We start from the raw sequence: 24,720 nt of genomic DNA on the forward strand, positions 1-24,720 counted from the left end.
ATTTATATTGCGAAGTAGACATATACTAAGCAACAAATTTTTAAAAAGGAGGGCTACCGCGTTTATTCTGGTGAGATTCTATTTTTATGACCACATTCTGTACAAAATTTAAATTTTGCACTTCACAATAATTAGAACATCTAGTAATGTATTAATATTATTTTATATAAAAATCAAGAACTGCATTTACTTTATGTTGGATCTCAATAAGCAATGTATGTAATTTTTCTTTAGGTGGGTTTCCTAAAATTAGCTCAAATTTTTTATTAATTTGAGCTCGTTCTTTTACCGGGTCAAAGGTATCTACCTTTGTGGAGATGGGTTCAAGTTTTGTGATATGTATTAAGTCAAAGATGTTTCCATCTTTTTTACATTGAAGACAGTTCCATTCACTCGTCACTGCATCCATGGTTGTGTTTTCCCAGCAATGGGGACATGGAAAAACAATTGTCATCTCGTCTGCATTAAAGACATAATCAATTTTTCGTGTTTTAAAGAATGATAATACAACATAATGTTTGCCCATATAGTCACTCCCGCGCCCACTTAGGTTTTACACGAGCAGCTTTCATAAATACTTTAAAGTCATGCCCGGTTACAATATACTTGTTTCCAAAACAATATGAAGCCATCTTTCCATCTCGGCACCAGCGGCGAACTGATTCTGGGTGCATACCAGTTAGGTCAGATATATCTTCAATATGGAGAACGACATCATCAGGAACTTCAAATAATTGTGATAATTCAATTTCCATACAATCAACTCCTTATCACACATATTACACATATTGAACAACAACTATTCAAACTGAAAAAAAATTATCCCCTCTGTTTGCCTTCACTCTATCAAAAAACTTATAATTAAAATAAGAAATAAATATTAATGAGATAAGAATTAATGCATTTTGTACAGAAGGACTGGACGAATGTATTGTGGATTTTACACAATACGTTTGTCCTTTTTTTGTTAGGAGGAAAGATAGTTATGAGGGAATAGAATTACTTTAATCACGACATATAGTAATAATCAATTTCAATATAAGGAGGGGAGACATTGGGAAAGTCGATTGAGAGTTATCCAATTGTTCTTAAAGCAAGTCATATTGCTGAAATACTTGGTGTTTCAGAACCTACTGCGTATAAACTAATGCGAGAGAAAGATTTTCCTTTGATTAACATCTTAGGACGAAATATGAGAGCTCTTCGCAATGAATTTTTCAATTGGTTAGAAGAAAAATCAAACAATTCTTAACCAACAATTGTGCGTTTGAATTTTATTTAAAACAGGGGGGAAGTTGAGCTATGAAAAATAATAATCATGAAGGAAATATAAACAAGAAATGTTTGAAAGCTAGGTATGTCAGAAAACATACTCCAGTATCGGATAAGAGGGGAAAGGAAGGTAAAAGAGAATACTTAATTATTCAAAGTAAACCCAAGCAGCGGATGCAAAACCAACAGTTAAGTAATAAACGACCTTGGAGTTTAAAAGAAGTAAGTCAATTCCTAGCAGTAGCTGATAAAGAAGGAAAAGGTCTATTATATGACTTTACGCTTTCCACAGGATTAAGACTGGAGGAGGTTTTAGCCCTACCTTGGTTCAATGTGGATTTAAAACAGGGGACCGTTACAGTATCAAGAAGCGTTTCCTTCTTTTTAAATGGAGGGGCTGATCTTAGTACATCCAGGAGTCACCATCGTACGATATCCCTACCTCCATCCCTGGTCGAGAAAATGAAGAAGCATAAAGAGGAACAAAATGAAATTAAGCAACGACTGAGGGAAGATTATCGACATGGGCTTGACCTTGTATTTCCCAGAATGGATGGGGGATTACGTAACCCTTCAAGTATTCGATTTCAATTATATAGGCTGATAGAGAAGGCAAACGTATGGCAAATCAATTTCCATGAATTGCGTAATATACACGAGAGCAGGCTGGTTCAAAGTGGAGCACATCCTCAGTTCATACAAGAAAGATTAGGGCGTTAAAAACTTTGAAACACTTCTTACTCTATACATAACCTAGGCAGTGATATTGTATATAGCTAAAGATAGAGTTTTGAGTAAAAGAGTAATTCCAGCTGTATGTCATAATTCAAACAAGCTATTGAGACGTATAGGTAAATCGCAGGTTCAGAAGAATGAATATCATCAATAAATGAAATAACCATTCTAGGTCGGGTAAGTGACTACTGTAAATATTAATAGGAATAATTTGCACAGAAGAACTGGCAAATGGATTGTTTTATCAATCTATTTGCCTTTTTTATTTTTAAATATTGCAGGTAATTAGAATTTTCACCTCTGGTTTGATAAAGGGCATTGCATTATATATTTGGTGGCATGTGTTCATACTGTTGATGACCACGTGCTTACCTAAAATAGGAGGTAAGTTAAGCTTATGGCTAGTGTAAAGACGAAAGGAAAAGGAAATAAAAAACGTTGGGTGGTAAGGTATGACGGTGCGCCTGATCCTGTGACAGGAAATAGGAAACAACTTCAAAAGACTTTCAAGTCAAGTAAAGAAGCAGAAGAGTTTAGATCACAAGTAACGTTAAATAGAAGTTATCAAGGTGAAATGAATCAAAACGGGACTTCCAGCAAAAATGATGTAGAGGTGGAGGAAATCTTATTCTTCGAATATGCGACTAAATGGTTAGAAGTCGAGTACTTCCAAAAAGTCAGACCCACAACATTCAAAGCAGGCCGTTACTTTATGGAGAAGCACATCTGTCCATTCTTCGGGGGTAAATACCTTTCAGACGTTACAACTCAAGACATCAAGGAGTTTTATGCCAAACTGAAACGAGATGGATATGCTCAAAAAACGATCAGCAGCATTCACAAATTCCTATCGAGTTTCTTTCAAGCTACAATCGAAAATGGGGTCTTAACGGAACACCCGATCAAAGCCATTAAGAATAAGCCAAAAGATCCCATCCGCATAGCCCACCCTTGGAGTTATGCAGAGGTCGATCAATTCTTAGCAGTAGCTGAAAAAGAGGGGAAAGATGTAATGTATGACTTTACCCTTGCGACTGGGTTAAGGCAGGGGGAGGTCTTTGCCCTTCCTTGGTTCAATGTAGATTTGGATGGGAAAAGAGTCACTGTAACAAGAAGTGTTTCCTATGATGAAAATGGAGAGCCGGAGCTTCTACCGAAAGCTCCAAAGAGTTACCGAACGTTGTCCTTACCCACGTACCTGGTAGAAAAACTGAAGGTGCACAAAGAAAAGCAAGATATGATGAAACAGCGAATCGGTAAAGATTATCACCATGAACTTGCCCTGGTATTTCCAAAAATGGATGGCGGATTCCAAAATCCATCTAATGTGCGCAGGCAACTATATAATCTGATGAAAAAGGCGAACGTGAGGAGGATTACGTTTCACGAACTAAGACACACGCACTCTAGCTTGCTCATTCGAAGCGGAGCACAACCCAAGTTGGTGCAGGAAAGATTAGGTCATGAAGATATAGAAACCACATTCCGATATTATGGCCATCTTTGGCCGAATGCGGACCATGAGGCTGTTCGGGGCTTGGAGAAAGAAATGGAGAAACATAAAAATCAAAGGAATGTCTGAAAACAAATGTGGACTTGTGAAGGTGAAGGGATATACAAGGGAAAAAGAGAAAATTGAGGGAATATAAAAAAACCCTTGAATATCAAGGGTTTCAGGTGTATGGAGCATAGCGGGATCGAACCGCTGACCTTTTGGCTGCCAGCCAAACGCTCTCCCAGCTGAGCTAATGCCCCGTGAATCGGTCAAGATTTATTATATGAAATGTTCATGCCATCCGTCAATCCTTTTTTTGAAATATTCGTTGTTTAGTTTAAAAAACTTCTTTGGCAGGTGTGGATCCTTCCCGACCCCATACGTTTCATTAATAGATTGAAGAGATCTGCTTCTTCCGCACCTGTCACGGACCGGCAAATATACTAGAGTGACAAACATACATTTTGCTAGATTTAGGTGAAAAACCAGTCCACTTTTATAGGGGGGAATATACATATAAGGAATGGGACATGCAGATTAAACTGTGTAATTACTTAGAAAGGAGAATATATATGTCTTTCACGATAGGAATGACGATTTTTGTATTCGTGATGACGATGGTAGTGATTTTTCTTAGACCCGGTGGGATGAATGAAGCCTGGCCGGCATCCATAGGGGCTTTGATCATCTTTTTTATGGGGACTGTATCCCTATCTGACGTTGCAGATATCATCGATAAAATAGGTGGCGCCTCTATTACCATCATGGCCACCATTGTCATGGCAGTCATTTTAGAAAGCTTCGGTTTTTTTCATTGGGTGGCTGCCAGGATGGTGAAATTGTCTAAATACTCAGGGTATCGTTTGTATTGGTACATTCAATTGCTGTGTTTCACCATGACCCTGTTATTCAATAACGATGGCAGTATACTCATTACAACCCCTATTTTGATTTTGCTTCTTAAAAATCTTCGATTAAAACCCCATGAAATGATTCCGTATCTATTGAGTGGCGCCCTGATTGCCACCGCTTCGAGTGCTCCGATCGGAGTAAGTAATATTGTGAACTTGATTGCATTGGAGATTGTTCATATGAGTCTCTACATGCATACTGCCATGATGTTTGTACCTGCAACCTTGGGATTGGTAATCATGTCATTGCTTATGTTCATCGTATTAAAGAATAAATTACCGAAGACATTACCCAGGTCCACTTATGATGTGGAAGAGCGCTTTTTTACGAAGAATTTCCATCCGTTGAAAGGAACGATTTCTGTCGAAACGAAGAAAAAGCGGACAGCCTTCATGTTGAAAGTATTACTGTTTGTCTTCATCATGCGCTGTCTCCTTTTCGTCGCTTCCTTCTTTGCGATCCCGATTGAATTGGTAGCGGTACTTGGATCAATCGTACTCCTGATATGGCGATGGTATCATTTGAGGACGAACCCGTTGGATATATTGAAAAAAACACCCTGGCATATCCTGATCTTTGCGTTTTCCATGTACGTCATCATTTATGGATTGCATAATGCGGGGCTGACGGATATGCTGGTTACGCTTTGCGAACCGATCGTCAACCAGGGACTCATGCAGGCGAGCTTCACTATGGGGGGATTGGTTTCAATTCTTTCGAATATCTTTAATAACCACCCTGCACTTATGGTCGGGACGATTACCTTGACGGAAATGGGTCTGGATCCCATTACGCTCAAGACGATTTATCTTGCCAATGTCATCGGCAGTGATATCGGTTCCCTGCTATTACCGATCGGCACCCTGGCATCACTTATTTGGATGCATATCCTCAGACAAAACCATATTAAAGTCAGCTGGAAGGATTACTTGAGTGTATCCTTGATTGTCATCCCTGCTGCAACGGTCGTTTCTCTATTCCTGTTATTCTATTGGGTACAAATGGTGTTCGCATGATGAAAAAAGGAGGCTGGGACATAACAAAATCTATACACTCTAAAGACGAACAATGAGATTACGTGTTACACCGCTGTTGATTTCCGTGCAAGACTTCGCTTTCCTCGGGCGGAAGGCGAGCCTCCTCGTCGCTGTCGCTCCTGCGGGGTCTCACCTATTCCGCTTTTCCCGCAGGAGTCTTCGTCTTGCACTCCAATCAACAGCTGGAACCTGCTTAATACATGGATTAAGCTCTAGCACTAAAAATTAAAAATCCGAACGAGATGGATTTTTTCAAACCACTCGTTCGGATTACTCTTTAGCTGAAACCCTTTTGTTCCAGCCTCTTTTGCATTTTACTATAGTCCACATCCTAACCCTTTCATCTAGTCAGTAATTTATGATTCTTCACCAAAGCCAACGCTTCTTCATCGGCAATGACTGTCACATTCGAATGCCGGTTCAAGACAGAAGCGGGAAAGTCCTCTGAAATGGTCCCTTCCACTAACTTTTTCATAGCATCCTGCTTAGAATGACCAGAGGCGAGAAGAAGGATTTCTTTGCTTTTCAAAATGGATGCGATACCCATCGTAATGGCATGTGTCGGCACCTCTTCGATGGAATCGAAATACCGGGCATTGGCCTCACGCGTGGATGGTGTAAGTTCAACAATATGAGTGGGGGAATCAAAAGAAGTGCCGGGCTCATTAAATCCGATATGTCCATTGCTTCCGATTCCGAGCACCTGAAGGTCTATTCCTCCCTCGGAATGAATCTTTTCATCATATGCTTGACATTCCCGGTCAAGGTCGGCGGCTTTACCTGAAGGAATATGCGTGTTTTCTAATGGGATGTCAATATGATTGAACAGGTTCTCCTTCATATAGTGACAATAGCTGTTGGGGTGGTTGCCGGACAATCCGATGTATTCGTCCAGATTAAAGGAAGACACATGCTGATAGGACGTCTTATTTTCCTGATGGTCATTGATCAAATCTTGATAAAGACCTTGTGGTGTGCCACCTGTGGCTAATCCCAGTGTGATTTTATTGCTTTTTTTAACTTTGGATAACAGATAGTCTGCCGCGACACGACTCATTTCCTGGTAGTCTTTTACTTCAATTAGTTTCATGAATGTCATCCTCTCGAAGATAGGCTGTTTTCCCTTTGCAGAGCGTTGAATACACATCTTTGTTTTCGTCCAGTATCACGATGTCTGCATCTTTAAGGGGAGCAAGGCTTCCTTTACGGTCATAGACCTGTAATTGCCTGGCTGGATTTTCTGAGGTCATTTTAATGGCACTCCTCATATCGCCCGTTGTGAATTCTTGAATGTTTGTAAAGGCATCTTTCATTTTCAGGACGCTTCCTGCCAATGTGTCTTCATCCAATAATGCCTTTCCGTCCTTGACCGTCACCATCTGGCCACCGAGATCATACTGGCCGTTCTTCAAGCATTTTGCTCTCATAGAATCGGTGATCAGGATTAAGCGTTCCTCTGAAATTACATTGAATGCGAGCTGGATCACTTCCGGTCGGACGTGGATGCCGTCTGAAATCAATTCCACCATTAATTCCTTTCGTAAGAAAGAGGCTCCGACAATGCCGGGCTCACGATGGTGTAAACCGGACATTTGATTAAACAAGTGGGTCACATGGGACAACCCGGCATTGATGGCTTCCCCTACTTCATCAAAGGTAGCGCTGGAGTGGCCGACTGAAGAAATAATCCCATGTTCCTTTAAGTAATGGATCAATTCATATTCATCATCCAGCTCAGGAGCCAGAGTGACTAACTTAATTTGGTCTTGAGATATGGCCTGCCAATGTTTAAATGTATCGATACTAGGCTTTTGGATACGGTTGAGAGGCTGTGCCCCCGCTTTGTCAGGATTGATGAAAGGACCCTCTAAATGGATACCGAGGATTTCTGCCTGACCTTCTGTTTGCCTCGAAGACATATAGTCCGAAGTAGCCTTCAATGCTTTTTCGATTGCACCGGATTCTTCGGTCATGGTCGTAGCGAGAAAGCTCGTGGTTCCTTCTTTCGGGAGGGTCTTTGTCATGGTATCAAGGGCTTCCTGTGATGCATCCATTGTGTCCGCGCCATTTACTCCGTGAATGTGTATATCTATCATTCCAGGGATAACACTATAACCATGGGGCAGATTTATCTCTCTATACTTATCTGAATGTGTTAATTGGGAGAGGTCACCGATTTCGGTGATCAGTCCATTTTCTATTTTGATAAATCCGTTTTCATAGACGTCATCTTCTGCATAGATGATTCCGCCTAGAATAAGCAGGTTTTCTATATTTAAGGTCACTGATATCACTCCTTCGAGTACATTACACTTCTACAATACCACCAGAAAGTATAGATGTCTATACCAGTTTGAGTTCTGTATACATATTATTTAACGTGATTTGCGATAATATACTTATGAAAGAGAGACTTTATTCATAAAATTGGTATAGACATCTATTCCTTATTAATGATATGATTCTGCCTAAGCGCTTTCAATTGAAACTAAAGGAGAGAATAGTATGTTAGGTTTTTTACAACGAATCGGTAAATCACTCATGCTTCCCATCGCGGTCCTTCCGGCAGCTGCCTTATTGCTGCGCCTGGGTCAGGATGATCTACTGGGAATCGCGTTCATGTCTGAAGCAGGAGATGCCATATTTAAAAATTTAGCTTTAATCTTTGCCATCGGGGTGGCCATCGGGTTTTCGAAAGATGGAAATGGTACAGCCGGGTTAGCTGGTGCCATCGGTTATCTCGTGTTAACGGGTGGATTGAAGGCTCTGGACCCTGATGCCAATATGGCGATATTCGGCGGGATCATTTCAGGTGTCGTTGCGGGGTTACTATATAACCGCTTCAATGATATTAAACTTCCGTCTTGGCTCGGCTTCTTTGGAGGAAGACGCTTCGTTCCGATCGTGACGGCTGCGTCCATGGTCATCCTCGCAGGTATATTCGGGGTTGTCTGGCCGCCGATTCAGAGCGGGATCAATTCCATCGGTGAATGGATCATCGGGGCCGGGGCGACGGGAGTCGGTGTGTTTGGACTATTGAACCGCCTTCTGATTCCGGTTGGATTGCACCATGTATTGAATACACTTGTTTGGTTTGAATTCGGGACATTCAAAGATGCGGCAGGGGAAGTTGTGAAGGGGGATATTCCTCGATTCTTTGCAGGAGATCCAACAGCAGGAACGTTCCAGACGGGATTCTTCCCAATCATGATGTTCGGTCTTCCTGCAGCTTGTCTTGCCATGATCGTGACAGCAAAAAAACATATGCGTGCCAACGTAGCGGGTATGTTAATCGGACTCGCCGTCACTTCCTTCTTAACAGGGATCACTGAGCCGATTGAATTCAGCTTCATGTTCTTATCACCTGTCCTTTACGGAATTCATGCGGTCCTGACGGCGAGTTCCATGGTCATTACCTACGTCCTTGGCATTCATCATGGCTTCGGTTTCTCAGCAGGTGCCTTTGACTACATCCTCAATTTCAGTATCGGTCAAAAACCTTGGCTATTATTAGGAGTCGGGATTCTATACGGAATCATCTACTTCCTATTGTTCACGTTCTTGATCAGAAAGTTCGATTTGAAGACTCCTGGTCGTGAAGATGATGCAGAAGAGGTTGTCTCAGATCATTCAAGAGGAAATAGTAAATACGAAACAATGGCTTCCCATTTTCTCCAGGATCTTGGCGGCAAAGAAAACCTGGCAGCAATCGATAACTGTGCCACACGTTTACGCTTGCAGATCAATGATGTCACGCTGGTAGATGAAAAGGCCTTAAAGGCTCACGGAGCAAAAGGTGTGATGAAGGTGAATGACAAAAACCTTCAGGTCATCGTCGGAACGGATGTAGAATTTGTAGCAGACGAGATGAGGAAATTACACTAAATGAAGAGAGCCGGGTGAAACCCCGTCGGACTTTTTCTATAGACATCGGATAATTGCCTGTTATAAACAGTGTGAATATAATAAAATAGAACATACATCCGTTATATCGAAAGGAGAACAGTTCGTGGTTAATAAAAATTCTCCTCTTCCTTTGTATTATCAGTTAGAAGAACATCTTAAACAATTAATACAGTCTGAAGAGCTTAAGCCAGGTGATGCTCTGCCGTCTGAGAGAGAGCTTGCTGAATCGTTTAAAATCAGCAGGATGACCGTGAGACAGGCAATTACCAATCTTGTAAATAAAAATGTTTTATATAGAGAAAAAGGTAGGGGTACATTCGTCTCCCATCGGAAGATTGAACAAAGCCTGCAAGGATTGACAAGCTTCAGTGAAGATATGAAGAGTCGGGGGCTTGAACCTGGGAATAAATTATTGCACTTCGAGATTTCTCCCGCCGAAGATGATATCCGGGAACTTCTTTCATTAGAGGAAGATGAACTTGTGTATACAATGAAGCGTATCCGCCTTGCCAATGGGGAACCGATGGCTCTGGAAACGAGTTATATACCGGTGAGGCTCCTTCCTGGCTTGAATCAGGAAGTACTGGGAAAATCACTGTATCATTACATCGAAAGCGAACTGAATCTTCACATCAGCCACGCCACCCAATCAGTGGAAGCGGCGACTGTGTCGGATGCCGATACGAAGCATCTGAAGGTAAAGAGCGGGGAACCAGTCCTTTTCATTCAACGGGACTCATTCCTCGAAGACGGTACACCTTTTGAATTAGTGCGATCCGTTTATCGTGCAGATAAATATAAGTTTAAAATCAATTTGGACAGACTGTGAAAAAAGAGCAAGAGCCTTCAATGAAAAGGGCTCCTGTTCTTTTTATTGTGTCGAAATGATTGTTCATTTTGGGTATATAAAAAGTAGAACTCCCCTAAGTATATTGGGGAGTTTCTTTAGTAGGAATACAAAACCCTTATTTCATCGTAATCTTTTAATAAAGAGTATCTCCGTAATAGCAGTATCAGCAATAGTGAAATAAGCGGAGAGTTTCCGGTTATATTCAAAATGAAAGTTGTTTAAAGGTTTATAAGCGGAGATTTTCCGCTTATGCAAAGAAAAATCACCCTGTACTGTATGCATTGGGATCAATAGGCGGAAAATATCCGTCTATTTCAGCTTTTTTAACTATTAAATACTAATGAAACGGAATTTTTCCGTCTATATAATAGCTCTGATGCTTAACCTGATTCGATCTTCCAACCGATAAGTGCAGACCAGCTTAGAACAATCAATACAAAATGCCTCTTTATAGTCCTTTGGTTAACAGAGGAATTCTCCTGCGGTACTTTTCAATCAACCGTTCGTTATGATCCTCTGCACCGTCTACATTTCCGCTCTTGAAGATCGGGGGCTCAAATCCTTCTTCCGCCATGTTTCCGATGGCGCCGGCCATGACACTATTCAAAATCGCAGCTCCGACGACGGTCGATGAAGGGGAGAATGGAACTGCCACCCGTTCATCATTCAGAATAGCATCTCCTACAACAGAGTGGTTATTAATGGCCAGATCCGTTACTTGACTCAAAAATTTTCCGCTCTCATGTCTGGATGTTTCATTTTCAACGTAGTCAAACGAACTGATGGATACAACATAAGCACCTTTTTGCTTCGCATGAAGAGCAACATCGAGGGGAACCGGATTCTTCCCTGAAGTAGAGATGACGATTACTACATCGTGGGTCTGAATGTCCTGTCTTTCCACGAATGTACCCGCGTATTCCCTGGATTTTTCTAACTGAGAAGATCGTACGGCTCCTTCATGAAGCATGAGTGGCTCTATCAGAATGGGGTTGATTGGAACGAGTCCACCTGCTCTGTAGAAAACTTCTTCAGATAGGATGTGTGAGTGACCGCACCCGAAGAGATGGATAATGCCGTCGTGTTGAATGCAAGAAGAAATTTTTTGGGCGAGTATGGCTAATTTATCAGCTTCCTCTGTTTGTACAATCTGCAGCTTTTCCTGTATTTTTTCAAAGTAAGTAGAAATCATGATTTTCCCGCTTTCCTGTTTTCTTTCAGCATAACATACTGATCATGAACATTTTCACACCTTATACCTGTCTGACTGGTAAGGATTTGCTATAGTTAGAAGTAAATCAATATGTAACAGGGAGGAAATGAATATGAAACAAGGAATAATCTCACTTGGAGAAGCCCTGATAGACTTTATCCCATTGGATGAACAGAGTGCAACCTATCAAAAAAGTCCAGGTGGAGCGCCTGCCAATGTGGCTGTCGGGCTGGCTCGATTGGGTGCAAGATCCACATTTTTAGGGAAAGTAGGTAAGGATTTATTAGGAGAATACCTGAAGGAGACCCTTACCGTTTATGGAGTAAGACCGAATCAACTCCTCATGACTTCAGATGTACGTACCGGTGTGGTATTTGTAACGAATGGAAAAGAGGGAGAACGAAGCTTTGACTTTTATATCGATCCGAGTGCCGACCGCTTCCTCGAAGTTGATGATATTGACGAAGGGGATCTCATCACCCATAAAATCCTGCACTTCGGTTCCATCTCCTTGATCAGCTCACCCGCTAAGGAAGCGACACAACATGCAGTGAAAGTAGCGAAAGAGAATGGTTTAATCATATCCTATGATCCAAATATCCGATTGGGATTATGGGATTCAGAGAAGCATGCTCGGGAAACGATTAAAAACATGCTGAATGAAGTAGATGTTTTGAAAATCTCTGATGATGAACTCCAATTCATTACTGGTGAAAAAGAGATTGAAGCAGGGGTGTCGAATCTAAGCAATGCTTACAATATTCCTTTAATGATTATCACGATGGGGTCAGAAGGAAGCTATGTGTACGTAGGGGGGGCGCGTCAGTATGTACCTGCCATGAAAGTACAAGCCGTTGATACGACGGGTGCCGGGGATGCATTTGTATCCGGTATTCTTTATTCCATCAATGACTACAAAGGGAATATTGAATCAATTTCATTAGAAGAAGCCGCACGCATGGCCCGGTTTGCTGCCGTATCCGGAGCGCTTGCAGCCTCAACCAAAGGAGCCATGACGGCGTTACCTTCTCTGGAGGAAGTAAAGAGTCATTTAGAAAAATAGACGATACATATGCAAACCAGAAATAGGCTGCCGCATGGGGCAGCCTATTTCTTTTTTCAAACGATTCAATAGATGTTATAGTAAGATAATATAAAACGGATTTCATGAAAGGATTTTTCATCATGACCTATAAAATGATAGTACTGGATTTAGATGATACATTATTGAGAGATGACCAAACGATTTCAGAGCGAACAAAGGATGCTTTGTTTCAAGCCCAGGAAGCAGGGGTGAAGGTGGTCCTGGCATCTGGCCGTCCTACTTATGGAATGCGGTGGGTAGCGGAAGAATTAAAACTGAATCAATACGGAAGCTATATCCTTTCCTTTAATGGATCGAAAATCATAGATTGCAAGACAAACGAAGAGAAATACAGCCGGACACTTTCAACTGAGACGGTTCACCGCTTATATGATTTAAGTAAACGAGAAAATGTAGGTATTCTGACTTATGCAGAAGACGCCATTATAGTAGAAGAAACAAATCAATTTGCTTCTATAGAAAGTGAACTTACAGGACTGCCGGTGCAAGTCGTTCCTGATTTCAAGGAAGCCATCACAGGGCCGGTCGTTAAAGCTCTTATGTTAAAAGAAGCGGATCGCTTGGTCGATGTGGAGAAAAAACTTCAAACCGAACTTGACGGTGAGCTAAGTGTAATGCGATCGAAGCCGTTCTTCCTTGAATTCACTCAACTTGGTGTGACAAAAGGAGCAAGCCTGGACTACCTGATCAAGCCTATGGGGATTACTCCAGAAGAAGTGATTGCCATTGGGGACAGCTATAACGACCTGTCGATGATTGAATTTGCCGGTCTCGGGGTCGCAATGGGAAATGCACCGCAGGATATTAAAGAGAAGGCGGACTACGTCTCATCTTCGAATATGGAAGATGGCGTAGCGGAAGTCGTTGAAAAATTTGTTCTGAATGAATTATCCAAAGTTTGATGATTAGCCATTGACCGGAGTCCTTGAGGGGATTCCGGTCATTTTTTTGTTTGTCAAAGAATAAAAGGAAAAAAATGTATAAAAGTGTTCTTTCTATGATACTATTAATAGAAACATTAAAGTGGAGGACAGGCTATTGAAGGTTATCGGAGGTATATTGCTTAAATTCCTATTGTCCGTAATGGGGATCATTTTTATCGGGGGATTCCCGGTCCTTCTCTCAGGGTTAGGTGAACGTGAGCTGAGAGTAAGGGAATATTGGCAATCCGTAAAGGAAATTGTTTATGCCCTTTTTCATACAGGGGATTTGACATATATGGTGATCGGTGGACAAAAGGAAAGAGATTTATTCCCGTATTTGTGGGAACCGATTATCTATTCGCTGATCGTGTTATTTTCCGCATTTCTTCTTGCAAGCTTCTTGAGCATTTCCCTCACGATCCTCACCATGTTATTTTCAGAAAAGAACAGAAACCGGATCAAGTTCTTCTTTTACCTTTTTGAATCGATCCCGGATGTGCTGGTGATCTTACTTTCCCAGCTTTTCATCCTGGCACTGTACAAGCAGACAGGAATCTTGTTTTTTGAAATTGCGTCTGTCGCGACGGAGAAGATCTATCTTCTTCCTATCCTGGTATTGGCAATATTACCGACGGTTCAGTTATTCAGGGTTTCAATTCTTTCATTTGAAAGTGAGGAAAGAAAAGACTATGTGACGCTGGCTCAATCAATCGGATTGGGGAAACTCCCGATTTTAACCTTCCATATATTAAGAAATGCCATCATTTCTGTCTTTTTTCAATCGAAGAAAACGGTATGGTTTATGCTGTCGAACTTATTCGTTCTGGAGCTGCTGTTTAATATTGCCGGGATCACCCGATTCCTGAAATCGACGCTGCAGCCCAAAATGTTTACGATCGCCATCCTTTCGATCTTCATTCCCCTTTTTATATTTTATTCGGTGGGAGAAGTGGTACTCTCGAAAAAAGCTAATAAAGGGGAGGAGATTTAGTATGAAGAAAAGTATCTGGAGGAATCCGTTCTTTCTTATTGGATTTACTTTCATTGCCGTAATGATCGTGTCCAGCATCGTTTATTCCATGCTATGGGGCAACGAGGTCCGCAGGCTTTACTTTATTTCTGTAGAAGGATCTGTCGTTGAGTCTTCCCCGATTTCTCCTAAGTGGCTATTCCCATTCGGGACCGATGCCCAGGGACTGGATATGTTCGGCAAAATCATCATCGGTGCAAAGTATACGATGCTTACGGCATTTGTCATTGCCTTTTTACGGGTATTCCTGGCCATTCCGTTAGGTTTGATACTGGGAACATACCTGATGAGATATAAAAAATACATTAACGGCTGGATCGATTCCTTTCATTACATTCCATTGACGATTCTTGCTTATTTCCTGCTGTTCCCCGTCCTGTGGGAGCCGTTTGACGGCTTTTCCACTTCCATCGTGGAGCGTTTTGTCATTGAAATTCTCATACTGACCCTGCTCATCGTCCCGATTCTCTCTGCGCTTCTCGGAAATGAAGTGTCTTTATTGTATAAGCAGGAATTCATTATGAGCGCCAAAACACTCGGTGCCGGAAGATGGAGAATCATTTTCAAACATATCCTGCCCTCTATGAAAGAGAAGCTCGTCTTATTATTAGGGCAGCAATTCATGCAGACACTCATCATCTTTATTCATCTGGGATTACTCACGTTGTTCCTTGGCGGTACCGACGTGGACTATCAATTGGTACCCGATCCACCAAGATCGATCACGTATGAATGGTCCGGTCTGATAGGCGATTCCTTCCGGTACCTTCAGGGGGCACCGTGGATCCCCCTGACACCGATCCTGTTTTTTTCAGCGACTATGCTATCCGTTTCCCTCATGATTGAAGGGTATGTACAGACAACGAGCGGGCGGTCCCATTACAGGGAGAAGTTCAAAGCAGCTTATCGCCCGGTGAAGGAAGAGAAGGCGAGACAATTGGACAAGTCTGATTTTCAGAAGATGAATATGTGAAAGAATGGAGCATAATAATGGATGAGTGGAGCTTGGGACATTGGTAAAAACTTCATTCACTCTAGAGGTTTCATGTAAATGGATTTGGGGAATAAGTTTACACTGAGTAAACAAAACATACGATTTCATTTACAGCGTTTTCATTTTTTGCTCCGAAAATGGGAATAGTTGGGGAGTTCACTTATTGTTCAATTTTCCAATCTCCTGATAATCCTTTCTGAATAAGGCATCTGCGTGGTTATCGGCAGGCTTTGTCGAATTCCCATGAAATATTTTTGTTACATTTACCGCAAATTGTTATACACATGAAATTAATTTTTGTTATAATACTCGTTGTTGATTCAAATGAATTTACATTGGCTAAACATTTTCTTAATGAATTTACATTCATAGATGCTCTAACATAAATACAAAAGTAAAAGGTGATGAAGTATGAACTTCTTTAAAAGACAATTTGAAGATATGCGCACTGGGAAGTTATCGTTCTTCTTTACAGTCGTAGTATTATTTTGGATTAAGACATATGCAGTATATTTAGCCGAATTTAACCTGGGAATACAAAATGCGCTTCAGCATTTTCTTTTATTTCTAAACCCGTTAAGTTCAGCACTTTTATTCTTTGCCATCGCATTATTCTGGAAAGGCAAGGGGCGGTATATCGCATTCATCGTTATCAACTTCCTGATGTCCTTTGTCCTGTATGCGAACGTCGTCTACTATCGTTTCTTTAATGACTTTATTACAGTACCGGTATTACTTCAGGCGAAGACGAATAACGGACTTGGCGGCAGTGCACTTGAACTTATAAACCCTGTCGACATCCTGTATTTTTCTGACCTGTTCATTATCATAGGACTGATGGTTCTGAAGAAAGTAAAGCCACAGGAAAAGCTGCGCTTTCGTTCTGTATTTGCAGTTATGACATCGGCAGTCCTTGTGTTCTTACTGAACCTTGGCCTTGCGGAAATCGACCGTCCAGAACTGTTGACACGAAGCTTTGACCGTAACTATCTTGTGAAGTATCTTGGTACCCACAACTTTACAATTTATGATGTCATCCAGAACTCCAAGACGTCTGCAAAGCGTGCCCTTGCAGACAGTAATGAGGTTTCAGAAGTAGAAAACTATGTAAAAGCAAACAAAGTGGAACCGAACCCTGAATACTTCGGTAAAGCGAAAGGGAAAAACGTCATTTATGTTTCGATGGAATCCCTTCAGAACTTTGTCATTGGTAAAGAAATCAATGGTCAAGAGGTAACGCCTTTCCTTAACTCATTAGTGGAAAAAGAAGATGCGATCTACTTCGATAACTTCTTCCACCAGACGGGCCAAGGTAAAACATCCGACGCTGAGTTCATCATGGAAAATGGATTATTCGGATTACCTCAGGGTGCCGTATACATGACGAACGCCAACAACACATTGCAATCAGCGCCCGGGATCTTAAAAGGTGAAGGGTATACTTCAGCTGCGTTCCACGGAAACTATAAGACATTCTGGAACCGTTCTGAAATGTACCGTACGATGGGATATGATGAGTTCTACGATGCAACATATTATGATATGAGTAAACCTGAAGAACAGCTTCCGTATGGATTGAAGGATAAACCGTTCTTCGAAGAGTCCATGCCAATGCTTGAGAAATTACCAGAGCCGTTCTATACAAAATTCATCTCTCTTTCCAATCACTTCCCGTTCGACCGTCATGAAAATGATACGGACTTCGAACCAGGTCAATATGGAGATGGAGTAGTGAACCGTTATTTCCAAACGGCCAACTATATGGATTCCGCTTTGGAACAATTCTTTAATGATTTAAAAGAAAGTGGTTTATATGAAGATACTGTTATCGTCCTTTACGGTGACCACTATGGTATCTCTGAAAATCATAACAAAGCAATGGAGCAAGTAACTGGCGAAGAAATCACAGATTTCAAAAATGCCCAGCTTCAACGTGTTCCTTTATTCATCATCGCTCCTGGAGTTGAAGGTGAAGTCAACCACACGTATGGTGGTCAAGTCGACGTCCGTGAAACATTATTCAACCTTCTTGGGGTGAATAACAAAGACTACATCAGCTTCGGTCAAGACTTATTGTCTAAAGAACGTAAGCAGATTGTTCCGTTCCGTAACGGTGACGTCATTACACCTGAATACTCTGAAATTAAAGGAGTATGTTATGATAATGAAACAGGTCAACCTGTTGAAGAAGGAAGCAACGCATGTGAAGATGCGACGAAAGAAGCTAATAAGCGTCTGGAACTATCAGACAAGGTCGTATATGAAGACCTGCTTCGCTTCTACAAGCCTGAAGGATACAAACAAATCGATCGTTCAGATTATCAATATATAAACCCGAATCCGAAGAGCACCGAGAACCCTGAAGCAAATCAGGAAGGCTCTCACGAGTAATTTTGGGAACCACAAGCCAGCCCTTTTCGCCATGATGGCGGAGGGCTGGCTTTTTTGTTGTTGACTTAATATGGCTGGAGGTTCAGCTGCTGATAATTTGTGAAAAATCAGCAGCTGAAAAATCGAAGGAATTAGACTGCTGAATGATAAAGCCGATTCACCTGTTAATATCACCAAAGAATTCACCTGCTGAATATACCTCAAATATCAGCAGGTGAACAAAGAACACGCAAGATGTGATGATCAGTTATGACTGTTTTTGAGTATATATTGATTGAAAATGACTATTTTTGATTGATTTTTGCAAACGTTATCATTATAATGAGGATATCAACAATCGGAGAAAGAGGGGAAATACCATGTTAACCGAGGAGCGGCATCGAATCATTTTAGATTTGTTGAGGGAGAAGGAAGCTATTAAGATCCAGGATATTGTGGACGCCACTAATGCTTCCGAGTCAACGATTCGCAGGGACTTGACTCAGCTGGAGGATGAAAAATTCCTTAAACGGGTTCATGGAGGTGCATCCAGGCTTCAAGGAAAGCTGAAGGAATTGAGCGTTTCTGAAAAATCATCCAGAAACTTTCATGAAAAGCAGGTAATAGGTCAATACGCGGCCTCGCTGGTGGAAGAAGGAGACTGCATTTATCTGGACGCTGGAACAACGACGCTGAGCCTCATCGACCATTTACCTGAAATTGATATTGTTGTTGTCACGAATGGATTGACCCATGGGGAATCTCTAATTCAAAAAGGCTTTAAAACCTATATGATCGGAGGTTGCATTAAGCCGGTAACAAAAGCGATGGTTGGAAGTGGAGCCATAGAAGCCCTGCGACAATACAGATTTGATAAAGCCTTTATGGGGGCGAATGGCGTCCATGAGCAATATGGATTTACAACACCTGACCCGGAAGAGGCACAGGTGAAGCGCCTAGCGATTGAGTTAGCAAGGGAAGCCATGTTTCTTACAGACGGGACAAAATTTGGAGAGATCGCTTTTAGTAAGATCGTGGATCTCGATAGAGCGATGATCATCACAAACGGAATGGATGAGGAGCATCGCACAACGATGATGAAACAAACGACGATAAAGGTTGTGACACCATGATTTATACATTAACGCTGAATCCTTCTGTGGATTATATTATGGAACTGGACTCCTTTCAAAAAGGCGGTCTGAACCGGAGTAGTATGGAAAGTGCCTTTCCGGGGGGGAAGGGAATCAATGTCTCACGTGTCTTGAACGTATTAAACGTCAGTAGTGTGGCTCTCGGGTTTGCAGGTGGATTTACCGGGGAGTATATTAAACAATTCTTAAGTAAGGATGACATCCGCACTGATTTTGTGGAAATAGAAGAAGCCTCACGCATCAATGTAAAGGTGAAAGCGGACGATGAGACGGAAATTAACGGAAGAGGCCCTGCAATTTCCAAGGAACATATCGGGCAGCTTCTCGAACAAATATCATCCTTAACATCGGATGACATGATAGTACTGGCAGGAAGCATACCAGGTTCAGTGCCGAAAACATTTTATCAGGAGATTGCAGCACAATGTCAAAAGCAGGGGACGAGAGTGGTCATCGATGCTGAAAAAAACTTAATTCAACCTGTTCTTGACTTGAAGCCATTTCTCATCAAGCCAAATCATCATGAGCTTGGAGAAATGTTTGACACTGAAATCGGCACCATTGAAGAGGCGGTTCACTACGGTAAGAAACTTAAGGGATACGGTGTTGAAAACGTCATGGTCTCCATGGCTGAAAAAGGTGCGCTCTTACTGACTGGCGACGAAGTATATTATTCTTCTGTACCAAAAGGAGAATTGAAGAGTTCAGTAGGTGCCGGGGATTCCACGATTGCAGGATTCCTTGCCGGCCTGTCGAGGGGCTGGAGCGTTGAAAAATCTTTTCGACTAGGAACGTCAGCCGGATCAGCGACCGCTTATTCCATTGGGCTTTGTTCAGAGGATAAAGTGGAAAGCTTATTTGAAGAAATTCAGATTACGAAATTATAAAGGGGGAATTACAATGAGAATCACTGAATTGCTGACAGAGGAGACGATTCAGCTTCATTTATCTTCACAAACCAAAGATGGTGTCATTGACGACTTGGTCTCCGTTTTAGATAAAAGTGGTAAATTGCAAGATCGTAAAGAATTTAAAAAAGCGATATTGAATCGTGAAGCACAGAGTACGACGGGTATCGGGGAAGGGATCGCCATTCCTCATGCGAAGACATCGGCTGTTAAATCACCGGCCATTGCATTCGGTAAATCTGAGGATGGAGTAGACTATGAATCTCTTGATGGTGCACCGGCTCACCTTTTCTTCATGATTGCAGCAACAGAAGGGGCGAATCAAACCCATCTGGAAGCGTTAAGCCGACTCTCATCCATGCTGATGGATATGGATGTCCGTCAAGCACTTCTCAAGGCAAAGTCGAAAGAAGAAATCCTGGAGATCATTAACCGTCACGATGGGGAGGAAGAAGAGGCTCCCATTGAAAAGGCAGACAGTGGAGAAATGATTCTTGCAGTAACTGCCTGTCCGACTGGTATTGCCCATACCTATATGGCAGCAGATGCACTAAAAGCCAAGGCAAAAGCGATGGACTTAAATCTAAAGGTAGAGACAAATGGTTCAGGTGGTGCAAAGAATATTCTCACTACAGAGGAAATTGAAAGCGCTACAGCTATTATTGTCGCAGCCGACACGAAAGTGGAAATGGACCGGTTCAAAGGAAAGCACGTCATAGAAGTACCGGTTGCAGAAGCGATCAGACGTCCTGAAGAACTATTGAATAAAGCGGTGAATCAGGATGCTCCTCTATATAACGGGGGAAACCAAGAAAAAGAATCCAATGAGGGATCCGAGAAGAAACAAAAGTCCGGATTCTATAAGCACCTGATGAATGGTGTATCCAATATGCTTCCGTTTGTTGTCGGAGGAGGAATCCTGATTGCGATCTCATTCCTATTCGGTATACAGTCAGCGAATCCTGATTCACCGGAATACAATGAATTTGCCGCTATCTTGAATACAATCGGGGGAGGCAATGCCTTTTACCTGATGGTTCCTGTCCTTGCAGGATTCATCGCCATGAGTATTGCTGACAGGCCCGGCTTTGCCCCTGGTATGGTTGGTGGATTGATTGCAGCAACAGGGCAAAGCGGATTTTTAGGTGGAATCATAGCCGGTTTCTTAGCCGGTTATGTGGTGCTTGGAATCAAGAAGTTAACGAATAAATTCCCTCCGGCACTGGAAGGGATCAAACCGGTCTTGATTTATCCATTACTCGGTATTTTCATTACTGGGTTCATCATGCTTCAATTCCTGGTCGAACCGTTAAGTGCCGTCAATACCGGTATACAGAACTGGCTGGACGGTCTCGGAACAGGAAATCTGATCTTACTTGGGTTGATCCTTGGTGGAATGATGGCAGTCGATATGGGAGGACCGATCAATAAAGCGGCATTTACTTTCGGGATTGCCATGATTGAAGGTGGAAATCTTGCTCCCCATGCGGCCATCATGGCAGGAGGGATGGTTCCTCCGTTAGGATTGGCCTTGGCTACGACAGTATTCAAGAAGAAATTCAATGATAGTGAGCGAAAAGCGGGTATTGCCGCTTACTTTATGGGAGCTTCCTTCATTACGGAAGGAGCGATTCCATTCGCTGCAGCCGACCCATTCCGGGTGATTCCATCGATTGTAACAGGTTCTGCAATAGCCGGTGCCTTGACCATGTTCTTTGGGATCGGGCTGCCTGCACCCCACGGAGGATTATTTGTCTTCCCTGTAGTCGAGGGGAATCCATTCTTATATCTACTTGCTGTACTGATTGGCTCCGTGATAACAGCACTTATGGTAGGGTTTTTAAAGAAGCCGGTTAAATGAACACGCAAAGAACCAGGTAAACATTTGTTTACCTGGTTCTTTCATGTTTAGACTTTTGTAGCATTACATACTTATACGAAAGAAGAACGGGAGGGTGGATGCCCTCCCGTTCTTCTTTCTATAGTTAAAGGCTTTCAATTTCCACATCATTGATTCCTTCAATATCGGAAATTGTATAGTAAATGTCCACTGTCTTTTTTCGGAAGTCGACAATGATCTTTAGCTCCAATAGATGCTGCTGATTTTTTAAGTCTTTGATTCTGATACTTTCAATGGCGATTTCTTCGTCTTTGATCTTTTCAATGATAGATTTGATTTTCCTCTTCTCTGTAATGGTGGCTCGTAAGGATAATTCTTTTTCCCGCAGTCGTTTGGGTCCCAAATAGGTAATGATGATTGGTACCACCTCCACTGAGACGATCAAGAGGATGACCCCGGCAGTTGCTTCAAAATAAAAACCCGCACCGACGGCGATCCCAATTCCCGCTGCTCCCCAGATCATGGCGGCTGTCGTCAATCCAGATATACTGTCGTTCCCTTTTCTCAGGATGACACCTGCTCCTAAGAATCCGATCCCCGAAACGATCTGTGCTGCCAAACGAAGAGGGTCCATGGTAATATTCACCTTGTCAGAACCATCGGCAAGATAAGCTGCTTCCATGGACACTATTGTCAATAAGCAGCTTACAATACAAATAACCAGTGATGTCTTCAGTCCCACAGGTTTTCGTTTCAATTCTCTCTCAAGGCCGATGATCAATCCTAATATGGCCGAAACGCCAAGCTTTATCATGAAAGTCGTATCTAATAGCTCCATCCGTCCCCCTCCAGTCCTCCAAACCTTCTCCCGAAAAAAAACTGTAGAAATCTTACTCGGCTGATTATAAAATAAGAGCATTGAACACCACAGATCAGGAGGTCTATCATGTCAGAAACAAAGATTAACCCATATCTCATACTTGCTATTGGAGTCATCTCCGTTTCTACGTCTGCCATTTTAGTGAAGGTCTCAAGTGCACCGGCAGGCGTATTGGCATTTTATCGACTGTTTTTCACAGTTCTTTTAATGTCCCCGGTATTTTTCTTAAAGTATGTGAAGGAATTGAAACTTATTACTTTAAGGGATTGGATGTTTTCGATTCTGGCGGGAGTATTTCTGGCTTTTCACTTTATACTCTGGTTCGAGTCTTTACAATACACTTCAGTGGCTAGTTCCACTGTACTTGTAACATTACAGCCATTATTTGCATTCATCGGTGCGTATCTATTCTTTCAGGAGAAGTTGACAGGAAAAGCTCTACTGTCTGCAATTTTAGCTGTGGCTGGCAGCTTCATTATCAGCTGGGGGGATTTTCGAATAAGTGGGAGTGCCCTTTGGGGTGATGTTTTAGCATTGGCAGCATGTGCCCTCGTGACGGGGTACCTTTTATTCGGCCAGGCAATCAGAAAACGGTTGTCCCTTATTACGTATACTTATCTGGTATATGCCATTAGCTCGGTCGTCCTATTCATTTATGCCCTTACCCGCTCTGAAAGCCTTGGTCCATATCCTAAAGAGGATTGGATATACTTCGTCCTTCTTGCCATCATCCCAACACTTCTCGGACATTCATTGTTCAACTGGTCGTTAAAATGGTTAAGCACTTCAACCATATCAATGGCCATCCTATTTGAACCAATCGGTGCTTCCATCCTCGCTTATTGGCTTTTAGGGGAAAAAGTGATTATGACCCAAGTGTTAGGAGGGATGGTGATCATCATTGGTGTCACTCTCTTTCTAATAGAAGAAAGGAGACTTAAGAAGATGGTTCAACAAGTCAGTGAGGTGAAGACAGATGCACTTTAGAAAGGCTGAGTTGCATGACGCGAAAGGGTTGGCGTCCGTCCATATTAATAGTTGGAGAACCACCTATCAAGGAATCGTTTCCCAAGAATATCTCCAATCCTTATCCATTGGAGAGAAAGAAGACAAGTGGGTGCAAATTCTCTCAGGAGCTCACGATACGTATGTCTGTACGATGGAAGACAATAAAATCGCCGGTTTTGTTTCAATCGGGAAAGAGCGTTCAGGTGTATACGAAGGAGAGTTATATGCCATCTATATCTTAAAGGAATATCAAGGCAGAGGGATTGGTGAGAAATTATTTGAACTGGCCATCAGCAAGCTGAAAAAGCAGGGATTCAACTCCATGTGGATATGGGTGCTGAAAGAAAACCCCTCTAAGCACTTTTATTACAGATACAAACCAATATTGGTGAAAGAAGAGAGATTAAAAATAGGAAAAGAATTTCATCAGGAAGAAGGTTTATTACTGAAATTCAATGAAATAGAAAAAGAGTAAGGAGTCGGGGCTCCTTACTCTTTTTCATGAATACATAAGGATAATCATGAAAATACGTATGTAAAACCGGAAAATACAAATGCCATGACAACAGACATGATAAAAGTCATTCCTCTTACAGGAACAGTGCTCTCACAGATGATCAGGGCTTGTACATAGGAATACGCAAATAGATACACAGCCATAATGTAAGATAGAAATAATGCAAGGTTTGGAAGCATGAAGAGGGATCTCCTTTCGGATATGCGTAGTATTACTATATATATGAAGAAGAACCATGTTAAAGAACATCACTGTACATTATTAATTTTTTAAAGTTTTCCTTAAAAATATATTGCAATAGCATTAACAGCGTGTTATATTAATAAACGTCGCTGATACAGCAAATAACGTTTTGAAAAATAAATGAAAAAAAGCTATTGACGCGAGAGTGAAAGATGTGTTAAATTAATAAAGTCGCTTCTTTAAGAAGTGGGCGAACATTGAACCTTGAAAACTGAACAAAACAAAACAAGACAATACGTCAACGTTAATTCTAGATTTATTTTAAAAGAGCTATTCAAACTTTTATCGGAGAGTTTGATCCTGGCTCAGGACGAACGCTGGCGGCGTG

At 41.9% G+C, this 24,720-nt stretch carries 23 protein-coding genes and 1 tRNA gene; 16 read left to right on the top strand and 8 right to left on the bottom strand.

Features of this window, described 5'->3' with window-relative positions; all coding sequences use genetic code 11:
- Positions 1-157: 157 nt before the first annotated feature.
- Both SLH55_RS17225 and SLH55_RS17230 read right to left on the bottom strand, forming a co-directional pair.
- Positions 158-526 (bottom strand): hypothetical protein, encoded by a 369-nt coding sequence (locus tag SLH55_RS17225; RefSeq protein WP_159362647.1) that lies wholly within the window; start codon positions 524-526, stop codon positions 158-160.
- Positions 527-530: 4 nt separating this feature from the next.
- The gene (locus SLH55_RS17230; RefSeq protein ID WP_159362646.1) at positions 531-755 is read right to left on the bottom strand and encodes a helix-turn-helix domain-containing protein; all 225 of its coding nucleotides are present in this window, start codon (positions 753-755) and stop codon (positions 531-533) included.
- Positions 756-1,054: 299 nt separating this feature from the next.
- Between SLH55_RS17230 and SLH55_RS17235 the strand changes: the two genes are divergently transcribed.
- The 3 genes from SLH55_RS17235 to SLH55_RS17245 all read left to right on the top strand — a co-directional run bounded on the left by SLH55_RS17235 (position 1,055) and on the right by SLH55_RS17245 (position 3,589).
- Positions 1,055-1,252, top strand: coding sequence for a helix-turn-helix domain-containing protein (locus tag SLH55_RS17235; protein WP_198257854.1), 198 nt, complete (start codon positions 1,055-1,057; stop codon positions 1,250-1,252).
- Between the two features lie 50 nt (positions 1,253-1,302).
- Positions 1,303-1,992 (top strand): tyrosine-type recombinase/integrase, encoded by a 690-nt coding sequence (locus SLH55_RS17240; RefSeq protein ID WP_159362644.1) that lies wholly within the window; start codon positions 1,303-1,305, stop codon positions 1,990-1,992.
- A gap of 412 nt (positions 1,993-2,404) precedes the next feature.
- Positions 2,405-3,589, top strand: a complete 1,185-nt coding sequence (locus SLH55_RS17245) for a tyrosine-type recombinase/integrase (RefSeq protein ID WP_159362643.1) — start codon at positions 2,405-2,407, stop codon at positions 3,587-3,589.
- 100 nt (positions 3,590-3,689) lie between these two features.
- On the opposite strand, the gene SLH55_RS17250 is transcribed toward SLH55_RS17245, so the two are convergent.
- A tRNA-Ala gene (locus SLH55_RS17250) sits at positions 3,690-3,762 on the bottom strand.
- 312 nt (positions 3,763-4,074) lie between these two features.
- Between SLH55_RS17250 and SLH55_RS17255 the strand changes: the two genes are divergently transcribed.
- The gene (locus tag SLH55_RS17255; RefSeq protein ID WP_320324106.1) at positions 4,075-5,430 is read left to right on the top strand and encodes an arsenic transporter; all 1,356 of its coding nucleotides are present in this window, start codon (positions 4,075-4,077) and stop codon (positions 5,428-5,430) included.
- Between the two features lie 361 nt (positions 5,431-5,791).
- Here SLH55_RS17255 and nagB read toward each other — a convergent pair whose 3' ends face one another.
- Positions 5,792-6,541, bottom strand: coding sequence for a glucosamine-6-phosphate deaminase (gene nagB, locus SLH55_RS17260; protein WP_219166273.1), 750 nt, complete (start codon positions 6,539-6,541; stop codon positions 5,792-5,794).
- A complete protein-coding gene (gene nagA, locus SLH55_RS17265) occupies positions 6,528-7,736 on the bottom strand; it encodes an N-acetylglucosamine-6-phosphate deacetylase (protein ID WP_308807544.1) in 1,209 nt (402 codons plus the stop codon). Before nagA ends, nagB begins: the two co-directional genes overlap by 14 nt.
- Before the next feature lie 220 nt (positions 7,737-7,956).
- On the opposite strand from nagA, the gene nagE reads away from it, so the two are divergent.
- Positions 7,957-9,336 carry an N-acetylglucosamine-specific PTS transporter subunit IIBC gene (nagE, locus tag SLH55_RS17270; RefSeq protein ID WP_320324107.1) on the top strand — a complete coding sequence of 460 codons (1,380 nt, stop codon included), beginning with the start codon at positions 7,957-7,959 and terminating at the stop codon, positions 9,334-9,336.
- Between the two features lie 124 nt (positions 9,337-9,460).
- Entirely contained in the window at positions 9,461-10,186 is a 726-nt protein-coding gene (locus SLH55_RS17275) for a GntR family transcriptional regulator (protein WP_219166275.1), read from the top strand.
- A gap of 469 nt (positions 10,187-10,655) precedes the next feature.
- Here SLH55_RS17275 and SLH55_RS17280 read toward each other — a convergent pair whose 3' ends face one another.
- A complete protein-coding gene (locus SLH55_RS17280) occupies positions 10,656-11,399 on the bottom strand; it encodes an SIS domain-containing protein (protein ID WP_320324108.1) in 744 nt (247 codons plus the stop codon).
- A gap of 133 nt (positions 11,400-11,532) precedes the next feature.
- Here SLH55_RS17280 and SLH55_RS17285 point away from each other — a divergent pair, with 133 nt between their 5' ends.
- The 8 genes from SLH55_RS17285 to SLH55_RS17320 all read left to right on the top strand — a co-directional run bounded on the left by SLH55_RS17285 (position 11,533) and on the right by SLH55_RS17320 (position 21,765).
- Positions 11,533-12,483 (top strand): aminoimidazole riboside kinase, encoded by a 951-nt coding sequence (locus SLH55_RS17285; RefSeq protein ID WP_320324109.1) that lies wholly within the window; start codon positions 11,533-11,535, stop codon positions 12,481-12,483.
- 122 nt (positions 12,484-12,605) lie between these two features.
- Positions 12,606-13,427: a Cof-type HAD-IIB family hydrolase gene (locus SLH55_RS17290; protein WP_320324110.1), complete on the top strand. Its 822-nt coding sequence runs from the start codon at positions 12,606-12,608 to the stop codon at positions 13,425-13,427.
- Positions 13,428-13,563: 136 nt separating this feature from the next.
- Positions 13,564-14,439: an ABC transporter permease subunit gene (locus SLH55_RS17295; protein ID WP_219166279.1), complete on the top strand. Its 876-nt coding sequence runs from the start codon at positions 13,564-13,566 to the stop codon at positions 14,437-14,439.
- A gap of 1 nt (position 14,440) precedes the next feature.
- Entirely contained in the window at positions 14,441-15,451 is a 1,011-nt protein-coding gene (locus SLH55_RS17300) for an ABC transporter permease (RefSeq protein WP_320324111.1), read from the top strand.
- 432 nt (positions 15,452-15,883) lie between these two features.
- A complete protein-coding gene (locus tag SLH55_RS17305; RefSeq protein WP_226677193.1) occupies positions 15,884-17,863 on the top strand; it encodes an LTA synthase family protein in 1,980 nt (659 codons plus the stop codon).
- A 359-nt stretch (positions 17,864-18,222) separates the two neighbouring features.
- A complete protein-coding gene (locus SLH55_RS17310) occupies positions 18,223-18,975 on the top strand; it encodes a DeoR/GlpR family DNA-binding transcription regulator (protein WP_219166282.1) in 753 nt (250 codons plus the stop codon).
- On the top strand, positions 18,972-19,883 hold the full coding sequence (pfkB, locus tag SLH55_RS17315) for a 1-phosphofructokinase (protein ID WP_320324112.1): 912 nt from the start codon (positions 18,972-18,974) through the stop codon (positions 19,881-19,883). The genes SLH55_RS17310 and pfkB overlap by 4 nt, the downstream gene beginning before the upstream one ends.
- A 13-nt stretch (positions 19,884-19,896) precedes the next feature.
- Complete coding sequence (locus SLH55_RS17320; RefSeq protein WP_320324113.1) at positions 19,897-21,765, top strand: fructose-specific PTS transporter subunit EIIC; 1,869 nt, start codon at positions 19,897-19,899, stop codon at positions 21,763-21,765.
- A gap of 124 nt (positions 21,766-21,889) precedes the next feature.
- Here SLH55_RS17320 and SLH55_RS17325 read toward each other — a convergent pair whose 3' ends face one another.
- Positions 21,890-22,582 (bottom strand): MgtC/SapB family protein, encoded by a 693-nt coding sequence (locus SLH55_RS17325; RefSeq protein WP_320324114.1) that lies wholly within the window; start codon positions 22,580-22,582, stop codon positions 21,890-21,892.
- 108 nt (positions 22,583-22,690) lie between these two features.
- Here SLH55_RS17325 and SLH55_RS17330 point away from each other — a divergent pair, with 108 nt between their 5' ends.
- Positions 22,691-23,611, top strand: coding sequence for a DMT family transporter (locus SLH55_RS17330; protein WP_219166286.1), 921 nt, complete (start codon positions 22,691-22,693; stop codon positions 23,609-23,611).
- Entirely contained in the window at positions 23,601-24,107 is a 507-nt protein-coding gene (locus SLH55_RS17335) for a GNAT family N-acetyltransferase (RefSeq protein ID WP_320324115.1), read from the top strand. The genes SLH55_RS17330 and SLH55_RS17335 overlap by 11 nt, the downstream gene beginning before the upstream one ends.
- 44 nt (positions 24,108-24,151) lie before the next feature.
- Here the strand turns inward: SLH55_RS17335 and SLH55_RS17340 are convergent, their stop codons facing one another.
- A complete protein-coding gene (locus tag SLH55_RS17340; protein WP_219166288.1) occupies positions 24,152-24,328 on the bottom strand; it encodes a hypothetical protein in 177 nt (58 codons plus the stop codon).
- Between the last annotated feature and the right edge of the window lie 392 nt (positions 24,329-24,720).

This window comes from Rossellomorea sp. YZS02 (assembly GCF_033963925.1).
Lineage (GTDB): Bacteria > Bacillota > Bacilli > Bacillales > Bacillaceae_B > Rossellomorea.